The sequence below is a fragment of the Paenibacillus sp. FSL K6-2441 genome (genome assembly GCF_037964765.1).
GTDB lineage: Bacteria > Bacillota > Bacilli > Paenibacillales > Paenibacillaceae > Fontibacillus > Fontibacillus phoenicis.
This window is the reverse complement of the sequence record NZ_CP150174.1, coordinates 2,705,305-2,720,344: the sequence shown is the minus strand read 5'-3', so window position 1 is coordinate 2,720,344 and position 15,040 is coordinate 2,705,305. Positions and strand designations below refer to the sequence as shown.

The window sequence follows — 15,040 nt, the reverse complement described above, 5'->3', positions numbered from 1 at the left end:
CAATCGAATCAAGCATGGGAGCGGATGCGTAAGCATCGTCCCATGCTTTTTTTTGCGTGCAAGAGTAAGAGTAAAGCCCCCCCTCGCTTGGCATACTATGGGCAATACGCTAGTGGAAGGGTGGTCAGCATGGAGAATGAGTCCGCGTCCATCGTCTATTTGCGTCTGCGCAAGCAGGTCGGACTTCCCGCCGGGGTGCCGATCCGGCTGCGGGACGTAGCCCGTATGCTGGCAGAGCCGGAGCTGGAGGGCAAGCTGCTGGAGCTGGAGTTGGTCCGGCCGGAGCAACGTGACGGGAATCTGATCGTGATTGATACGCTGCAGGTCATTTCCGCGATCCAAGCGAGGTTTCCCGGGCTGCGGATTGAGCTGCTTGGCGAGCCCCATGTACTCGTGGAAATGATCAGAGCCGAGAAGAAGCCGTCTCTGCTGCTGTTTGCCTTAGTATGGCTGTTGCTCTTCTTTGGAGCGGCCTTGACCATCATGAACTTTCACGCCGACGTCAGCATGCCCGAGGTTCAGGTCCGGATCGTGGAGATGATCACGGGGGAGAAGGACGAGCATCCTTATCTATTTCAAGGGGCCTATTCCGTAGGTATCGGTTTTGGGATGATCGTATTCTTTAATCATTTGTTTAAGAAAAAATGGAACGAGGAACCCACCCCGCTCGAAGTTGAAATGTTCCTCTACCAGGAGAACCTGAACCAATACGTCGTTGCTGAAGAGTACAAAAAAATGCACCGCGCCGATTCAGCGGCGAAGCGAAGCTGATGTCACCTGTTGCTGCGGGGTTGGCGATCTTCCTTGGCCTGGCCGGCGGCATTGCTATTGGCGGAGGCGTGATCGCCTTATTTATCGTGCTCGACATGATTCCGCGCCTGGCCCAGGTGACAAATTCCTACGATAAGGTGCATTGGTATGAAGGGGCGATGATCGCCGGAGCGGTGATTGGCACGGTAGCGGACTTCTGGAACTGGAAGGTGGCCGGGCCATGGCTGATTACCGGCATCGTCGGTTTGTTTAACGGCGTATTCGTGGGGATGCTGGCGGCGGCTTTGACCGAGGTGCTGAACGTACTTCCCATATTAGCCAAGAGGCTGCATATGCAGCGATATCTGTTTGGCTTCTTGCTCGCGATGGTGTTTGGCAAAATGGCGGGCTCCCTGTTTGAGTGGTTTATTTACAGACCGTGATTTGAAGAAACGGAGGTAGATGTGGATGGAGCAGGATACGCAGGAAACGATGCAGGGCGGAATGGATCAGCCGCAGGCGATCCCGGACTTCGTGCCTGAGGAAGAAGAAAATTTTCTGCAGGAGAATTATCCGGAAGAGGAAGCGATCAGACGGAAACGCGAAGCGGAGCGGTCCGATAACGTTGAGGAGTCGGTCATCTATTGGCAGCAAAGCGATGCGATCAGCCGCAGTCTGACGACAACGAAACATACGCTGAAGGAAGTCATCGGAGCGGGAGAGAGCTTTGACGTTGTGTTCCGCGACATGACCTTCGGCGGCAAACGCACCTGCCTGCTCTTCATCAATGGGTTTGCGAGAACCGACGTCATGCAGGAGATCATTAAACGGCTGACGTATTTGACGCCGGAAAATTTAACGACCGGAGCGCTTCGATCCTTCTTCGAGCTCTATATTCCTCATATTCAGGTGGAAAAAACGGAGAAGCTGAGCGACGCCATCAATAAAACGTTAACCGGCATGAGCACGCTGTTTATCGAAGGCGAGCAAACCGCGCTGATCATGGATACCCGGTTGTACCCGACGCGCAGCCCAGAGGAACCTTCGCTCGAGCGCGTCGTCCGCGGTTCGCGGGACGGATTCACGGAGACCTTGGTGACCAACATTACCTTGGTCCGCCGCCGGCTTCGTGACCCAGGACTGAAGCTGGAGATGGTCAGCGTTGGCCGTCGGACCCGCACCGATGTCTGTATCGCCTACATCGATGATATCGTGGATAAGACCCAAGTCGATTCGATCCGTGAGAAAATCAAAGCCGTTAACATCGACGGGATACCTCTGGCGGATAAGCAGTTGGAGGAAGCGATCATTCACCGAGGATGGAATCCGTATCCGTTGGTACGCTACTCGGAACGTCCGGACGTCGTTGCTTCGCATTTGCTCGAAGGACGGGTTGTCGTGTTTGTGGATACATCGCCCAGCGTGATGATATTGCCGACGACCTTTTTTGATCTATGCCAGCATGCGGAGGAGAACCGGCAGACCCCATTCATGGGGACTTACCTGCGTTGGGTCCGCTTCTTTGGGATTTTCGCCTCGCTCTTCCTGCTGCCGATTTGGCTGCTGATCGTCGTTCATCCGGAGTTCAAGCCGGCGGGGCTTGCCTTTATCGGGCCTCAGGAGCAGGGCAAAATCCCTCTCATCGCCCAATTCCTGTTAGTCGAGTTCGGCGTCGATCTGATGCGGATGGCGGCTGTGCACACGCCGACGCCGCTGGCATCAGCGATGGGCTTGATCGCTGCGATCCTGATCGGTGATATCGCCGTCCAGACGGGGCTGTTCGTCAACGAGGTTGTCCTTTATATGGCGGTAGCGGCCGTCGGGATGTTTGCAACGCCGAGCTATGAGTTGGGACTGGCCAATCGCGTCGTGCGGCTCGCTTTGCTTGTGGCCGTGGCGATTTTCGGCGCCGGCGGGCTGATTGTCGGGATCACCACATTTATCGTTTTGCTGACCCTGCGCCGCTCGAATAATTCGTCTTACATGTGGCCGTTCATACCTTTTAATGCAAAGGCGATGGCCGGGGTATTATTCCGCGTTCCGGTCATGACATCCAAGCAGAGACCGTCCTCCAACAAACCGCGCGACAACACGCGAATGCCGGGCAAAAAGTGAGGCTTAGGCTTGTTTAACAAATAACACAAATGATATTCCGAAAAATCCATTTTTCAGTTTCCCGGTTGTTTGCTATACTGGTGTAAAATTGTGAAAGTGGAGGACTGCATAGATGTATTTACACGGTACCAGCAAAATTAATGCAAAAGGCCATCTCGAAATCGGCGGCTGCGATACGGTCGAGCTGAAGCAAACCTACGGAACGCCGCTGTATATCGTAGATGAAGCCCTTGTGCGGCAAAGATGCCGTGAATATATGGGTGCTTTCCGGGCATCGGGGCTGTCTTTCCAGGTCGCCTATGCCAGCAAAGCATTCTGCGTCATGGCGATGTGCCGGCTGGCCGAGGAGGAGGGCTTGTCCCTGGATGTTGTCTCCGAAGGTGAATTGTATACGGCCCTTCAAGCGGGATTTCCTGCGCAGCGAATCCATTTTCATGGCAACAACAAGACGCCAGATGAATTGGAAATGGCGATTTCCGCCGGGATTGGCTGTTTCGTAGCGGACAACTTTACGGAGCTGCACATGCTGCAGGCGCTTGCCGCCGAGAAAGGCGTTACGGTCAATGTCCTGCTGCGCGTAACACCAGGGGTGGAAGCCCATACGCATGAATATATTTCAACTGGTCAGACGGACTCGAAGTTCGGGTTTGATATCGGCAACGGTTCGGCGTTGGAAGCCGTTGATTTGGCCAACCGCAGCCTGAATCTGCATTTGCTTGGCGTGCATTCGCATATCGGCTCGCAAATTTTTGAAGTGGAAGGGTTCCAGTTGGCGGTTGAGCGCGTCGCGGCTTTTGCTATGCAGGTGAAGGATCAGCTTGGTGTGATCTTCAAGGTGGTTAACCTGGGCGGCGGCTTTGGCATTCGTTATACGGAAGGCGACACACCGCTGAAGGTGTCCGATTATGTTGGAGCGATTACGGATGCAGTGAAACGGGAGTTCGCTGATTATCCGCAGCTTCCGGAAATCTGGGTTGAACCGGGCCGGAGCATCGTAGGTGATGCTGGCACGACGCTGTATACGGTAGGTACAAGCAAGGATATCCCTGGCGTACGTAAATACGTGGCCGTTGATGGCGGAATGACGGACAACCCACGTCCGGCGCTGTACGGGTCGAAATATGAGGCGATGCTGGCCAACCGCGCCAACGATGCCAATGAAGAGATCGTGTCGATTGCCGGTAAATGCTGCGAAAGCGGCGATATGTTGATTTGGGACGTAGAGCTGCCGAAGGTGAACAGCGGCGATCTGCTCGCCGTATCCTGCACCGGTGCGTACAACTACGCGATGGCCAGCAACTACAACCGGATCCGTCGTCCGGCGGTCGTGTTCGTGCAAGACGGCCGCAGCGATCTTGTCGTGAAGCGCGAGTCGTTGCAGGATCTGGTCGCATGTGACGTGATTCCAGAACGGATCGCGAAGCAGCCATCGCTGAAATAGGCAGGAGCGATTGAAGCAACAAGGCCTGAGAGGGAGCGTGTATTCGTTCCCTGTTTGGCCTTGTTTTGCTTGTACGCGGATTTTCTAGTAAACTGTAAGAGGTTTGTCCCAGACGTTCATATAGAAGGGTGTGTACATTGATATGAAAAAAGGTAAAATCGTTTTGGAAAAAGGCGGAGAAGTCGAAATTCAGTTCCTGCCCGAGGAAGCTCCTGGAACGGTCGCGAACTTTGAGAAGCTGGCCAACTCCGGATTTTATAACGGACTTACGTTTCATCGCGTGATTCCAGGGTTCGTCGCGCAAGGAGGTTGCCCGATCGGCAACGGTACAGGCGGCCCAGGTTACACCATCAAATGCGAAACAGATACCAACGTGACCAAGCATGAGCGCGGGGTATTGTCGATGGCCCATGCCGGCAAGGATACCGGCGGCAGCCAGTTCTTTATCGTCTATGAGCCGCAGCCGCATTTGAACGGAGTGCATACCGTTTTCGGTAAAGTGATTTCGGGTATGGAATACGTGGACCAAATTCGTCCTGGGGATAAAATGAAGGAAGTTACCGTTTGGGACGAAGCTTAATCAGCCAGTAAGTAAGAGGGCCCCGCAAATCCAAGTTGGTCTTGGCGCGGAGCCCCTTTTCATTGAATTAAGATTTTCTTTGGTGAGCGGCTTCGTCTTTGATCTCTTCGCGTAAGCCTTCGATAGCGTGCAGTCGTTTCTCGTTCTTCTCCTCGATTTGCTTCTTCTCCTGAGGGGAGATTTCGTCAGCATGTTCGCTGAGGTAATCTTGTCCTTCACGGAAATTCTTAATCGTGTTTTGGATGCTCCGTTGCAGCTTTTCCACATTGTCGGAGCGATTATCCGGTTTTGCCACGTTCATTCCTCCTGAGAATTGAATTTGTCATACGATATCGTTCTTAAGGTTAGCTCTTTAGGCCGGTTTTTATGCACATCTGCAAGTATCCGCTAGGTGGAGGTTCGCTGGCGTTGTGACAGGTGTGCTTGATTTTTTGCAAAATTAGTGCTAACATTCGTCTTGCAGTCATGCAAATTTAATATTTGGCAATCCTTCGGGGCAGGGTGAAATTCCCTACCGACGGTGATGGCTCATTGGACGCTCGTTCGATGAAGCACAAGTCCGTGACCCGCAGCGCTTACGTAAGCATGCGGCTGAGCCGGTGAGATTCCGGGACCGACAGTATAGTCTGGATGGGAGAAGGAAAACGCGAGAGCACGTACGTTATTTTATTTGCGAAGGTGTTCATACCTAAAGAGCTTCAAACGATCAAGTTCTATTTTTCACATATATACGATGGTGAAGAGTCTTGACGTTGCCAAGCTTTCGTTTTGGTCCATTGTCGTCTTGTACGATCTCAGATCGTGTCGTGGCGACAGGGAGGAGACGAAGGTGCTCTTTTTGATATGCGTAAAACCACTCTCATTTCAACCCTGCCGGATTGCGGCAGGGTTGTTTTTGTATTCTTCGCTTCACGGATTGGTGTAAGGAGGACCGCGGATGAAGGTGATTGACGACGAATATTACATGGCTCTAGCGCTGGACATGGCGGAGCGCGCGCAGGGACAAACCGGGACCAATCCGGTCGTTGGTGCCGTTGTCGTGAAGGACGGGGCATTGGTTGGGCTGGGTACGCACTTGAAGCGGGGAACACCGCATGCCGAGGTGCATGCCCTGAACATGGCCGGTTCCCAGGCAGAAGGCAGCACCGTTTATGTCACCTTGGAGCCCTGCAGCCATCACGGGTTAACGCCGCCTTGCGCAGAGCGCTTGATTCACGAGAAGGTGCAGCGCGTCGTAGTTGCCTGCGAAGATCCAAATCCGCTGGTCGCCGGCAAAGGCATTGAGCTGCTTCGCGCCGCCGGGATTGAGGTGGAAGTTGGTGTGCTGCGTGAACGGGCTTTGAAGCTGAATCGTCGCTTTATTAAGTTCATCACGACCGGCATGCCGTATGTGACGATCAAATCCGCCAGCACGCTGGATGGGAAGCTGGCGAGTCGGACGGGGGACAGCAAGTGGATCTCCAACGAGGGAGCAAGAGAAATCGTCCATACGATGCGGCATCGCCATCAGGCCATTATGGTAGGCGCCTCGACGATCCTCGCGGATGATCCGCAGCTGACTACCCGGTTATCCGTTCCGGGATTGTCGCCCATTCGCATCATCGCGGATTCGACGCTCCGCATTCCAGAGACGGCACAAGTCCTTCGGGATGGGCAAGCTCCCACATGGATTGTGACGACGGAACAGGCTGATCCAGACAAGGCAGCACGCCTCATCCACCTTGGGGCGGAAGTTCTCCGCTGCGGCAGCGGTCCGCAGGTTGATCTACGGAACGCGCTCGTTCAACTCGGACAGCGAGGGATTTCTTCTGTACTCGTAGAAGGAGGCGGACGTCTAAACGGTTCACTATTGGAGCAGCAGCTGGTGGATGAGATCGTGCTTTTCCTTGCTCCCAAGCTGATCGGAGGAGCTGAAGCTCCCTCGAGCTTTAGCTTTGCCGGGTATGATCTAATGCGGGATGCGGTGACCTTGCGCGACATGGAAGTCGAACAAATCGGGGATAATGTGTGCATCCGGGGAGTACCGGTCTGGGCGCAGGTGAAGGAGGGAGATCACTAATGTTTACAGGACTTGTGGAAGAAATCGGCACGATGAAATCGATCAGCCGCAAAGGGGAAGCGATGATTCTGAACATTTCGGCGAAGGTTGTGACGGAAGGCATCAAGCTAGGTGACAGCATTTCGGTGAACGGAGTCTGCTTGACAGCCACCTCGTTTGACGCTTCCTCCTTTACGGTAGACGTGATGCCGCAGACGTTCCGCAACACGAATCTAAAGGATTTGAAACCAGGCAGCCGTGTGAATCTGGAGCGAGCCATGGCGGCGAATGGACGGTTCGGCGGACATATCGTACAGGGACATGTCGACGGAGTCGGCACCATTGTCGGAACGAGCCAGGATCAGAATGCGGTCGTGTTTGAAATTCGTCCAAGTAAGCCTTCCTTATTCAAATACATTATTCCTAAAGGCTCCATCGCTGTAGACGGGATCAGCTTAACGGTGGTCGAAGCGGAAGGCGGGACGTTTACGGTATCCATCATCCCGCATACGTTAGCCGAGACGGTGCTCGCCTTCAAGCGGGCGGGAGATACGGTGAATCTGGAATGCGATGTGCTTGGAAAATACGTGGATCATCTCCTCAAGTACGGCAGAGGCGGTCAGGATACGGAAGAAGCGAGCGGCGGCGAATCGGGAATCAACCTCCCGTTTCTGGCTGCGAACGGGTTCGTTTAAATTTGATTTTAACGGAACGGAGAGCTCTGCGCTAAATAAGACCTCCTAGTTCCGTTAGCAGTGCAAATCGCCCAATGTGTTGAGGAATAACGTCTCAGAGTTCTGTTACATCAGACGATCAACATTTACTTTAAGGAGGGGAAAGTGATGAGTGACATTGTATTAGACCGGGTCGAAGAAGCGATTTACGAACTGATGCGGGGGAAGGTCATTATCGTCGTCGACGACGAAGACCGGGAGAATGAAGGAGATTTCGTGGCACTGGCTGAAAAGGCAACGCCCGAAGTGATCAACTTCATGATCACCCAAGGCCGCGGTCTGGTCTGCCTGCCGATTACGGCGGAACGGGCAGAGGAGTTGGATTTGCAGCCGATGGTGGCGCAAAATACGGATAATCATGGGACGGCCTTTACCGTCTCCATTGACCATAAAGATACAACGACGGGAATCTCGGCATATGAGCGTTCGTTGACGGTGAAGGCGATCATGGATCCCAACGCCAAGCCATCGGACTTCCGCCGCCCAGGCCATATGTTCCCGCTGATCGCCAAGAAAGGCGGCGTGCTGCGCCGCGCCGGCCATACGGAAGCAGCAGTAGACCTGGCCCGGATGTGCGGTGCCTATCCAGCCGGCGTCATCTGCGAGGTCATCAAGGAAGATGGGACGATGGCCCGGCTGCCGGATTTGGTGGAGATCGCCAAAACCTATGATCTTAAACTGATCAGCGTCAAGGACCTGATCCATTACCGCAATGAGAAGGAGAAGCTGGTTAATCGCGAAGTGGAAGTGCGCATGCCAACCGATTACGGCGAATTCCGCGCCGTCGCTTATACGAACGACGTGGATAATAAAGAACACGTTGCGCTCGTCAAAGGTGAGATCAACGGCGATGAGCCGGTGCTGGTGCGGGTGCACTCCGAGTGCTTGACCGGGGATGTGTTCCACTCTCACCGCTGCGACTGCGGACCGCAGTTCGAAGCCGCACTGCGCCAGATTGAGGAAGCTGGCAAAGGCGTGCTGCTGTATATGCGCCAGGAGGGCCGCGGCATTGGCTTGGTTAACAAGCTGAAGGCCTACAAGCTGCAGGAGCAAGGCTTTGATACGGTGGATGCCAACCTGAAGCTTGGATTTCCGGCAGACCTGCGTGATTACGGAATTGGAGCGCAGATCCTCAAGGATCTGGGTGTCCGCAAAATTCGCTTGATGACCAACAATCCACGGAAAATCAAAGGCCTGGAGGGCTATGGCCTGGAGGTTGTTGAACGGGTGCCGATTCAAATGAAAGAGAACGAGGATAACACAAAGTATTTGCATACCAAGCAAGCGAAATTAGGGCATTTGCTCAAATTTGACGATGTGGAGCAGGATGAATCCTCCTCACGCGTCTAAATACGGCGAAGTGAAGTTTCCCTTTAGCAATGATCTAACTCCACTAATAGAAAGGTTTGATGAATCATGGCAAACGTATTTGAAGGGCATTTAGTATCGGAAGGGTTAAAATATGCGATCGTGGTCAGCCGCTTTAATGAATTTATTACAAGTAAGCTGCTTTCCGGCGCCTTGGATGCATTGAAACGGCATGGAGCCAAAGAGGAAGAAATTTACGTCGCATGGGTGCCCGGTGCATTTGAAATCCCGTTTGCGGCACAGAAGCTGGCGGAGAGCGGCAAATACGATGCAGTCATCACGCTGGGTACGGTCATCCGCGGTTCCACCACCCATTATGATTACGTCTGCAACGAGGTTTCCAAAGGCGTTGCCGCCGTTGGCCTCAAAACCGGCGTACCTACGATCTTTGGCGTCGTAACGACCGAAAATATCGAGCAAGCGGTCGAACGTGCCGGAACGAAAGCTGGAAACAAAGGCTGGGATGCGGCGTTGGCAGCGATCGAAATGGCGAACTTGACGAAACAGCTGCAATAATGCTTATCTTAATGTAGTACCCCTGAGCCGTAGGGGTACTACATTTTTCTTTTGCAACAAACCATTTTTAAGGTAAACTTATGTACATACATGTTTGCTTACGGGTGGAGGATGTTCATTGACGACAGTAACGTATAAGCTGGAAACCTTCGAGGGGCCGCTGGATTTGCTATTGCATCTGATCGATAAAGCCGAGATTGATATCCATCAAATCTCCATTAGTGAGATTACCGATCAGTACCTCGAATATTTGCAAGACATGCAGGAGCTTGAGCTGGAGGTCACCAGCGAGTTTCTGGTCATGGCTGCGACGCTGCTGTCGATCAAGAGTAAGCAGCTGCTGCCGAAACCACCCGTCATCGAAATGGACGATGATTTCGATTACTTGTTTGAGGAGGAAGAGGATCCTCGGGACGAGCTCATCCGCAAGCTGATCGAATACCGTAAATATAAAGGGATCGCTGCGCATTTGCATGAACGCGAATGGGAACGCAGCTTGATTTTCTCTAAAGAACCGGAGGATTTGACGCCGTATATGCCGGTTGTGCAGGAGAACCCGGTAAAGGGGTTGCATGCTGCCGATTTGATTGCCGTCTTCCAGAAGGCGATGCGCCGGGCGGCCAAGCGCAACACGGTGGCGCGGATTCACCGCGACGAAATTTCCGTTAAGGACCGGCTCAAGGAAGTCGTGGCCGCGTTCGAGCATGTGGGTAAAGGCGGAAGGTTGCTCTTTTCCAAGCTGCTGCATGCGGAAATGAGTCGGCACGAGATCGTCGTTACGTTTTTGGCCGTGTTGGAACTGATGAAGATGAAGCAAATCGTCTGTTATCAGAACCGGCTATTCGACGATATTGTTATGGAGTGGAGAGGGGAAGGAAGTATCGATGAATTTTCAGGAATTGAAATCGATTATTGAGGGGTTGCTCTTCTTGGCAGGCGAGGAAGGCTTAAGCCTCAAACAGCTGGCCGAAGTGACGGAGCAGCGGCAAGAGGTGGTGTCCGATGCCCTGCTGGATATGAAATCGTCCTTCGAGCGAGCCGGCAGAGGACTGCAAATCGTGCAGATCGCCGGCAACTACCAGCTGGCGACGCTTCCGGAGCACGCCCCTTATTTCGAACGTCTGGCTTATTCGCCTTCGCGTTCGACCTTATCCCAGGCTGCGCTTGAAACGTTATCGATTATCGCCTATCGACAACCGATTACCCGGGTGGAAATTGAGGAAATCCGCGGGGTCAAATCCGAGCGGGCGATTCATTCCCTGGTGAACAAGGATTTGATCGAGGAGGTTGGCCGCGCTGAAGCGATCGGGCGTCCGATTCTTTATGGGACAACCAAGGCGTTTCTGGACTATTTTGGACTGGCCAGCTTAAAGGATTTGCCGGATTTGGCCGATTTCGAAAGTGCCGAGGAGCTGGAGGAGGAAACGCAACTCCTGTTCCAACGCTTAGAGGAACAACAGCTGACGTTTGATGATGTGAATCAGGATTTCGTTGCGCAGGAGGAGTCACCGGAGGAATATCCCGATGATCCGGAACCAGGGAATTTATGAGGACATCCGCAAAGAAACCGCAGGCAGAACGAACCGACGATCCCGCTCAAATTGAGACGGGATCGTTTGTTATTCGGCCCCAAAACGCATTAAGTTTGTTATCGAACACTTTGCTTAAATCGTGAAACGTATCGAATGATTTTCTTTTGGGATAGCCATACTACGATGGAGTATTTTATCTGATAGGTATGGAGGGCTTTCCCGTGTGGATTTGGCTCGGAGGCATCCTGATCCTGCTGCTGCTAATAGCTGCCTTGATTTTGCTGTCTACCATTACGTTCAATATGACCCTGCGCAAGAAAAATCGGGATGACACGGTGTTGTTGGAAGTCACGATGCTCTATGGCTTTGTTCGCTTACGTTACCAGGTACCTACGATCCGGATCAAAAATTGGCGTGACGGTGTGCAGATCGAGAAAAATCAGCCAGAGAACGTGCTGCAAAAGGAATCCACCAGCGTCAACCATGAGGTGAACAAGGACAAGATCGAGCTTTGGATGGATCAATTCGAACGGTTGCTTCGGGAGACCAGCGGGCTGCGGGTCTGGCTTCAATCCACACTTCGCCGCGTTTCCTTCCGCAAGCTGGAATGGTCAACGAACATCGCATTAGAGGATGCGGCCCATACCGCTACATTAACGGGGGCAATATGGGGAGTTAAAGCGACGCTTGTCGGCTGGCTTACCCGCTATATTACTTTGAAGCAAAGACCTAAATTATTTGTGGTTCCTGTATTCGGCAGCAAGCCGTTATTTTCCACGGAATTCCGCTGCATAGCGCAAATTCGCTGCGGTTATGCTATCTATGCTGGACTGGTACTTATAGTTCGCGTGCTAAAAGTGAAGGGAGGAGTTAAAAAATGGCTGACCATCCTATTCAAGGACTAATGCAAACCGCCATGGAAAACATCAAGGAAATGGTTGATGTCAACACGATCGTGGGTGAGCCGGTCGAAACGCCGGACGGCAGCGTGATTTTGCCGATCAGCCGCGTGGGCTTCGGTTTTGCTGCCGGGGGGAGCGATTTTATTGTCGATGACGAACACAATAAATCGGCCACAGGCTCGTCCGAGAACGGCAAAGCCCGTCCGTTTGGCGGCGGTAGCGGCGGCGGGGTATCGATTAATCCGATCGCGTTCCTCGTCGTTGGGAAGCCGGGGGTACACATTGTACCGCTGGATAACCAAACGCATCTTGTCGAAAAAATCATCGATACGTTGCCTGGCGTCATCGACAGAATCCAGTCCATGTTCCCGAACCAACATGCATCTGCGAATGCCTCGATGGCAACAGCACAAGCCGCTCAGATGCAGGAATCGGCCGTCCAAGCCGGCATCAATCCTTTTGCATAACCGCTTTTTGACCGTTGATCCTTTCCGGGCTGCCGGGAGGGGTCTTTTTCTTGATTTCAGGTGGGACATACTCTCTTGGAAAATTGCATATAAGTAAACAAGTACCCGCTACAGTACCTGTTACCGGAGGAATCAACTTATGAAGAAAGACTCACATGACCGCAGATTTCGCACACTTTGCCGCTTATTGGCCGCGGTTCTGCTGCTCGCTTGGGTGAATCCGCAGGCCGTACAAGCTGCTCCCGCTGCGCCATCGATCCATGCTCAGGCCGCTGCGGTCATTGACGTGACTTCGGGCCGCCTGCTGTACAGCTTGCAAGGAGATGACGAGCTGCCGATCGCCAGCTTGACCAAGATCATGACCGCCATCGTGGCTATCGAGCACGGCAAGCTGTCGGATACGGTCACGGTTGGGAAGAACGCGTACGGGAAGGAAGGCTCATCCCTATATCTCCATTTAGGGGAAGAGATGAGTCTGGAAAATATGCTCTACGGGCTGATGCTCCGTTCGGGCAACGATGCCGCGACAGCGATTGCTGAACATGTGGGCGGCTCGGAAGAAGGCTTCGTTTATTTAATGAATGAAAAGGCCAAGCTGCTCGGACTGACGCATACCCATTTTCAAAATCCGCATGGTTTAGATGCCGAAGGGCACTATTCTTCAGCCAACGATTTGGCCAAGCTGACAAGCTATGCTTTGAAAAATCCGCATTTTAAGGAGATCGTCCGAACGCCCAGCAAAACCGCGCCAAATCCCAATGATCCGTGGGATTATAAATGGCTGAACAAGAACAAGATGCTGCGCTTCTATGATGGGGCGGACGGCGTCAAAACCGGCTATACCAAGACGGCCAGACGCTGTTTGGTGAGCTCCGCGACCCGAAAAGGACAACAAATCGCCGTTGTTACATTAAACGACGGGGATGATTGGAATGATCACCGCAAGCTGTTGGACTACGGTTTTGCTAACTTTCCGTTGACGACGTTGATCGGCAAAGGGCAAGAGATTGAAAACAGCCTGGTTACCGGGGCGGAATTCAAATATGCGTTGGCACCGGAGGAAGTCGGTCAGATTGAGAGAAGGCTGAAGCTAGTAGAGGCGCGCACAGGCTCGTTTGGTTATCGCGGAAGAATCAGCGTTCGATTAAAGGGAGAAGAAATCGGCACGGTGCCGGTTTACGATAAGGTCAGCTACAACCCGTCCCTCATGGAGAGGGGAAGCGAGCCGAATGTCGGCGGAGCCTTTGGTTTTGCCTCGGACCATAAGGTAATTCAATTACCTTCCGATTGGTCCGGGGCGTTAAAGAAGGTGTTGCAAACCTTGCTGTTTGACGTTTGAGTGTAATTAAGGGAGATAGGCAGGACTGGGCCAAGGAGGGGAAGGAAGAATGGTCAACAAAATATGGCTTGCGCTCATTTTGATCGGGTTTCTCTTTGCAGCCATCAAAGGGGATATCGGCACGGTGACGCAAGCGGCGTTTGACGGGGCCGCGACCGGCGTAACCGTATGCTTTGGTTTGATCAGCGTATTGGTGTTTTGGCTTGGGATCATGCGGCTGGCGGAAGATTCGGGCTTGGTGAAGACGATCTCCAAGCTGCTCGGGCCGATTGTTGCTTATTTGTTCCCCGACGTGCCGAAGAACCATCCGGCCATGGGGTATATTTTATCGAATATGAGCGCGAATTTGCTTGGGCTTGGGAATGCAGCTACGCCGATGGGGATCCGCGCCATGCAGGCACTGCAAGAGCTGAATCCGGACAAACAGACGGCGTCTCCGGCCATGTGTACCCTGCTGGCACTGAACACCGCTAGCATTACGCTGATTCCAACCACGCTGATCGCGATCCGCATCAACTTCCATTCTGCGAATCCGGCAGAAATTGTGGGGTCGACGCTGCTTGCGACGGCCATCGCCACAGGGGCGGCCATCGTTGCCGATCGCTGGTATCGCAGACGGAACACTTATCGTACTCCGCCGCAGGTCTCGGCGCCACCCGATATCTCGCTGAAAGGGTGAGGCACTTTGCTCGATTGGGTGAACCTTATTTCTGCTTGGGCCGTACCGGTGATGATTGCCTTTATTCCGCTATATGCTTATTTCAAAAAAGTACCGGTCTACGAATCGTTTGTCGACGGGGCTAAGGACGGGTTCTCGACCGCCATCGGGATTATCCCGCATCTGGTTGGCATGATGGTGGCGATCAGCGTATTCCGCGCTTCCGGGGCGCTCGATTTCTTTGTCGGGTGGATGACCCCCTTTCTATCCTGGCTTCATGTTCCACCGGAAGTGTTGCCGCTTGGGTTTCTCCGGCCTTTGACCGGGACGGGCTCGCTTGCATTTACAACGGACCTGATCAAAACCTATGGTCCGGATTCGATGATCGGCCGGATTGCTTCCACCATCCAAGGAAGTACCGACACGACGCTTTACGTCTTAACGGTGTATTTCGGTGCCGTGGGGATCCGGAACGGACGTTATGCCCTAAAGGTGGGGTTATTTTCGGATGTAGTTGGCTTTATCGCAGCGATTGTCGTTTGCTTGCTCTTATTCGGTTAATATCTACATATCGTTTAGGTTTGTGAACCGCCCGCAGCC

At 53.1% G+C, this 15,040-nt stretch carries 17 protein-coding genes and 1 riboswitch; of the genes, 16 read left to right on the top strand and 1 reads right to left on the bottom strand.

What is annotated here, in order from left to right:
- Nucleotides 1–129 precede the first annotated feature (129 nt).
- From NSQ80_RS12445 to NSQ80_RS12425, 5 genes are all read left to right on the top strand, one after another.
- The gene (locus NSQ80_RS12445; protein WP_339299246.1) at nucleotides 130–771 is read left to right on the top strand and encodes a stage V sporulation protein AA; all 642 of its coding nucleotides are present in this window, start codon (nucleotides 130–132) and stop codon (nucleotides 769–771) included.
- On the top strand, nucleotides 771–1,193 hold the full coding sequence (locus NSQ80_RS12440; RefSeq protein WP_260071267.1) for a stage V sporulation protein AB: 423 nt from the start codon (nucleotides 771–773) through the stop codon (nucleotides 1,191–1,193). Before NSQ80_RS12445 ends, NSQ80_RS12440 begins: the two co-directional genes overlap by 1 nt.
- A gap of 25 nt (nucleotides 1,194–1,218) precedes the next feature.
- Complete coding sequence (locus tag NSQ80_RS12435; RefSeq protein ID WP_339299244.1) at nucleotides 1,219–2,865, top strand: spore germination protein; 1,647 nt, start codon at nucleotides 1,219–1,221, stop codon at nucleotides 2,863–2,865.
- Between the two features lie 112 nt (nucleotides 2,866–2,977).
- A complete protein-coding gene (lysA, locus tag NSQ80_RS12430; RefSeq protein ID WP_260071265.1) occupies nucleotides 2,978–4,306 on the top strand; it encodes a diaminopimelate decarboxylase in 1,329 nt (442 codons plus the stop codon).
- Between the two features lie 142 nt (nucleotides 4,307–4,448).
- Nucleotides 4,449–4,886, top strand: a complete 438-nt coding sequence (locus NSQ80_RS12425; protein WP_009225831.1) for a peptidylprolyl isomerase — start codon at nucleotides 4,449–4,451, stop codon at nucleotides 4,884–4,886.
- A gap of 67 nt (nucleotides 4,887–4,953) precedes the next feature.
- On the opposite strand, the gene tlp is transcribed toward NSQ80_RS12425, so the two are convergent.
- On the bottom strand, nucleotides 4,954–5,181 hold the full coding sequence (gene tlp, locus NSQ80_RS12420) for a small acid-soluble spore protein Tlp (RefSeq protein ID WP_009225832.1): 228 nt from the start codon (nucleotides 5,179–5,181) through the stop codon (nucleotides 4,954–4,956).
- A gap of 188 nt (nucleotides 5,182–5,369) precedes the next feature.
- Nucleotides 5,370–5,532, top strand: a riboswitch (FMN riboswitch).
- 291 nt (nucleotides 5,533–5,823) lie between these two features.
- Between tlp and ribD the strand changes: the two genes are divergently transcribed.
- The 11 genes from ribD to NSQ80_RS12365 all read left to right on the top strand — a co-directional run bounded on the left by ribD (nucleotide 5,824) and on the right by NSQ80_RS12365 (nucleotide 15,001).
- On the top strand, nucleotides 5,824–6,945 hold the full coding sequence (gene ribD / locus NSQ80_RS12415; protein WP_009225833.1) for a bifunctional diaminohydroxyphosphoribosylaminopyrimidine deaminase/5-amino-6-(5-phosphoribosylamino)uracil reductase RibD: 1,122 nt from the start codon (nucleotides 5,824–5,826) through the stop codon (nucleotides 6,943–6,945).
- Nucleotides 6,945–7,619, top strand: coding sequence for a riboflavin synthase (gene ribE, locus NSQ80_RS12410; protein WP_260071264.1), 675 nt, complete (start codon nucleotides 6,945–6,947; stop codon nucleotides 7,617–7,619). The genes ribD and ribE (NSQ80_RS12410) overlap by 1 nt, the downstream gene beginning before the upstream one ends.
- Nucleotides 7,620–7,766: 147 nt before the next feature.
- The gene (locus NSQ80_RS12405; RefSeq protein WP_323076764.1) at nucleotides 7,767–9,008 is read left to right on the top strand and encodes a bifunctional 3,4-dihydroxy-2-butanone-4-phosphate synthase/GTP cyclohydrolase II; all 1,242 of its coding nucleotides are present in this window, start codon (nucleotides 7,767–7,769) and stop codon (nucleotides 9,006–9,008) included.
- Between the two features lie 66 nt (nucleotides 9,009–9,074).
- On the top strand, nucleotides 9,075–9,542 hold the full coding sequence (gene ribE / locus NSQ80_RS12400; protein ID WP_339299239.1) for a 6,7-dimethyl-8-ribityllumazine synthase: 468 nt from the start codon (nucleotides 9,075–9,077) through the stop codon (nucleotides 9,540–9,542).
- 118 nt (nucleotides 9,543–9,660) lie between these two features.
- Nucleotides 9,661–10,458, top strand: coding sequence for a segregation/condensation protein A (locus NSQ80_RS12395; protein WP_339299237.1), 798 nt, complete (start codon nucleotides 9,661–9,663; stop codon nucleotides 10,456–10,458).
- Complete coding sequence (scpB, locus tag NSQ80_RS12390) at nucleotides 10,427–11,092, top strand: SMC-Scp complex subunit ScpB (protein WP_323076758.1); 666 nt, start codon at nucleotides 10,427–10,429, stop codon at nucleotides 11,090–11,092. Before NSQ80_RS12395 ends, scpB begins: the two co-directional genes overlap by 32 nt.
- 203 nt (nucleotides 11,093–11,295) lie before the next feature.
- Complete coding sequence (locus NSQ80_RS12385; protein WP_339299234.1) at nucleotides 11,296–11,979, top strand: DUF2953 domain-containing protein; 684 nt, start codon at nucleotides 11,296–11,298, stop codon at nucleotides 11,977–11,979.
- A complete protein-coding gene (gene ytfJ, locus NSQ80_RS12380) occupies nucleotides 11,952–12,443 on the top strand; it encodes a GerW family sporulation protein (protein ID WP_339299232.1) in 492 nt (163 codons plus the stop codon). Before NSQ80_RS12385 ends, ytfJ begins: the two co-directional genes overlap by 28 nt.
- 139 nt (nucleotides 12,444–12,582) lie before the next feature.
- Nucleotides 12,583–13,782 (top strand): D-alanyl-D-alanine carboxypeptidase family protein, encoded by a 1,200-nt coding sequence (locus NSQ80_RS12375; protein WP_323076753.1) that lies wholly within the window; start codon nucleotides 12,583–12,585, stop codon nucleotides 13,780–13,782.
- Between the two features lie 49 nt (nucleotides 13,783–13,831).
- Entirely contained in the window at nucleotides 13,832–14,461 is a 630-nt protein-coding gene (locus NSQ80_RS12370) for a nucleoside recognition domain-containing protein (protein ID WP_260071260.1), read from the top strand.
- A gap of 6 nt (nucleotides 14,462–14,467) precedes the next feature.
- Nucleotides 14,468–15,001, top strand: a complete 534-nt coding sequence (locus NSQ80_RS12365; protein WP_009225843.1) for a spore maturation protein — start codon at nucleotides 14,468–14,470, stop codon at nucleotides 14,999–15,001.
- Nucleotides 15,002–15,040: the final 39 nt, after the last annotated feature.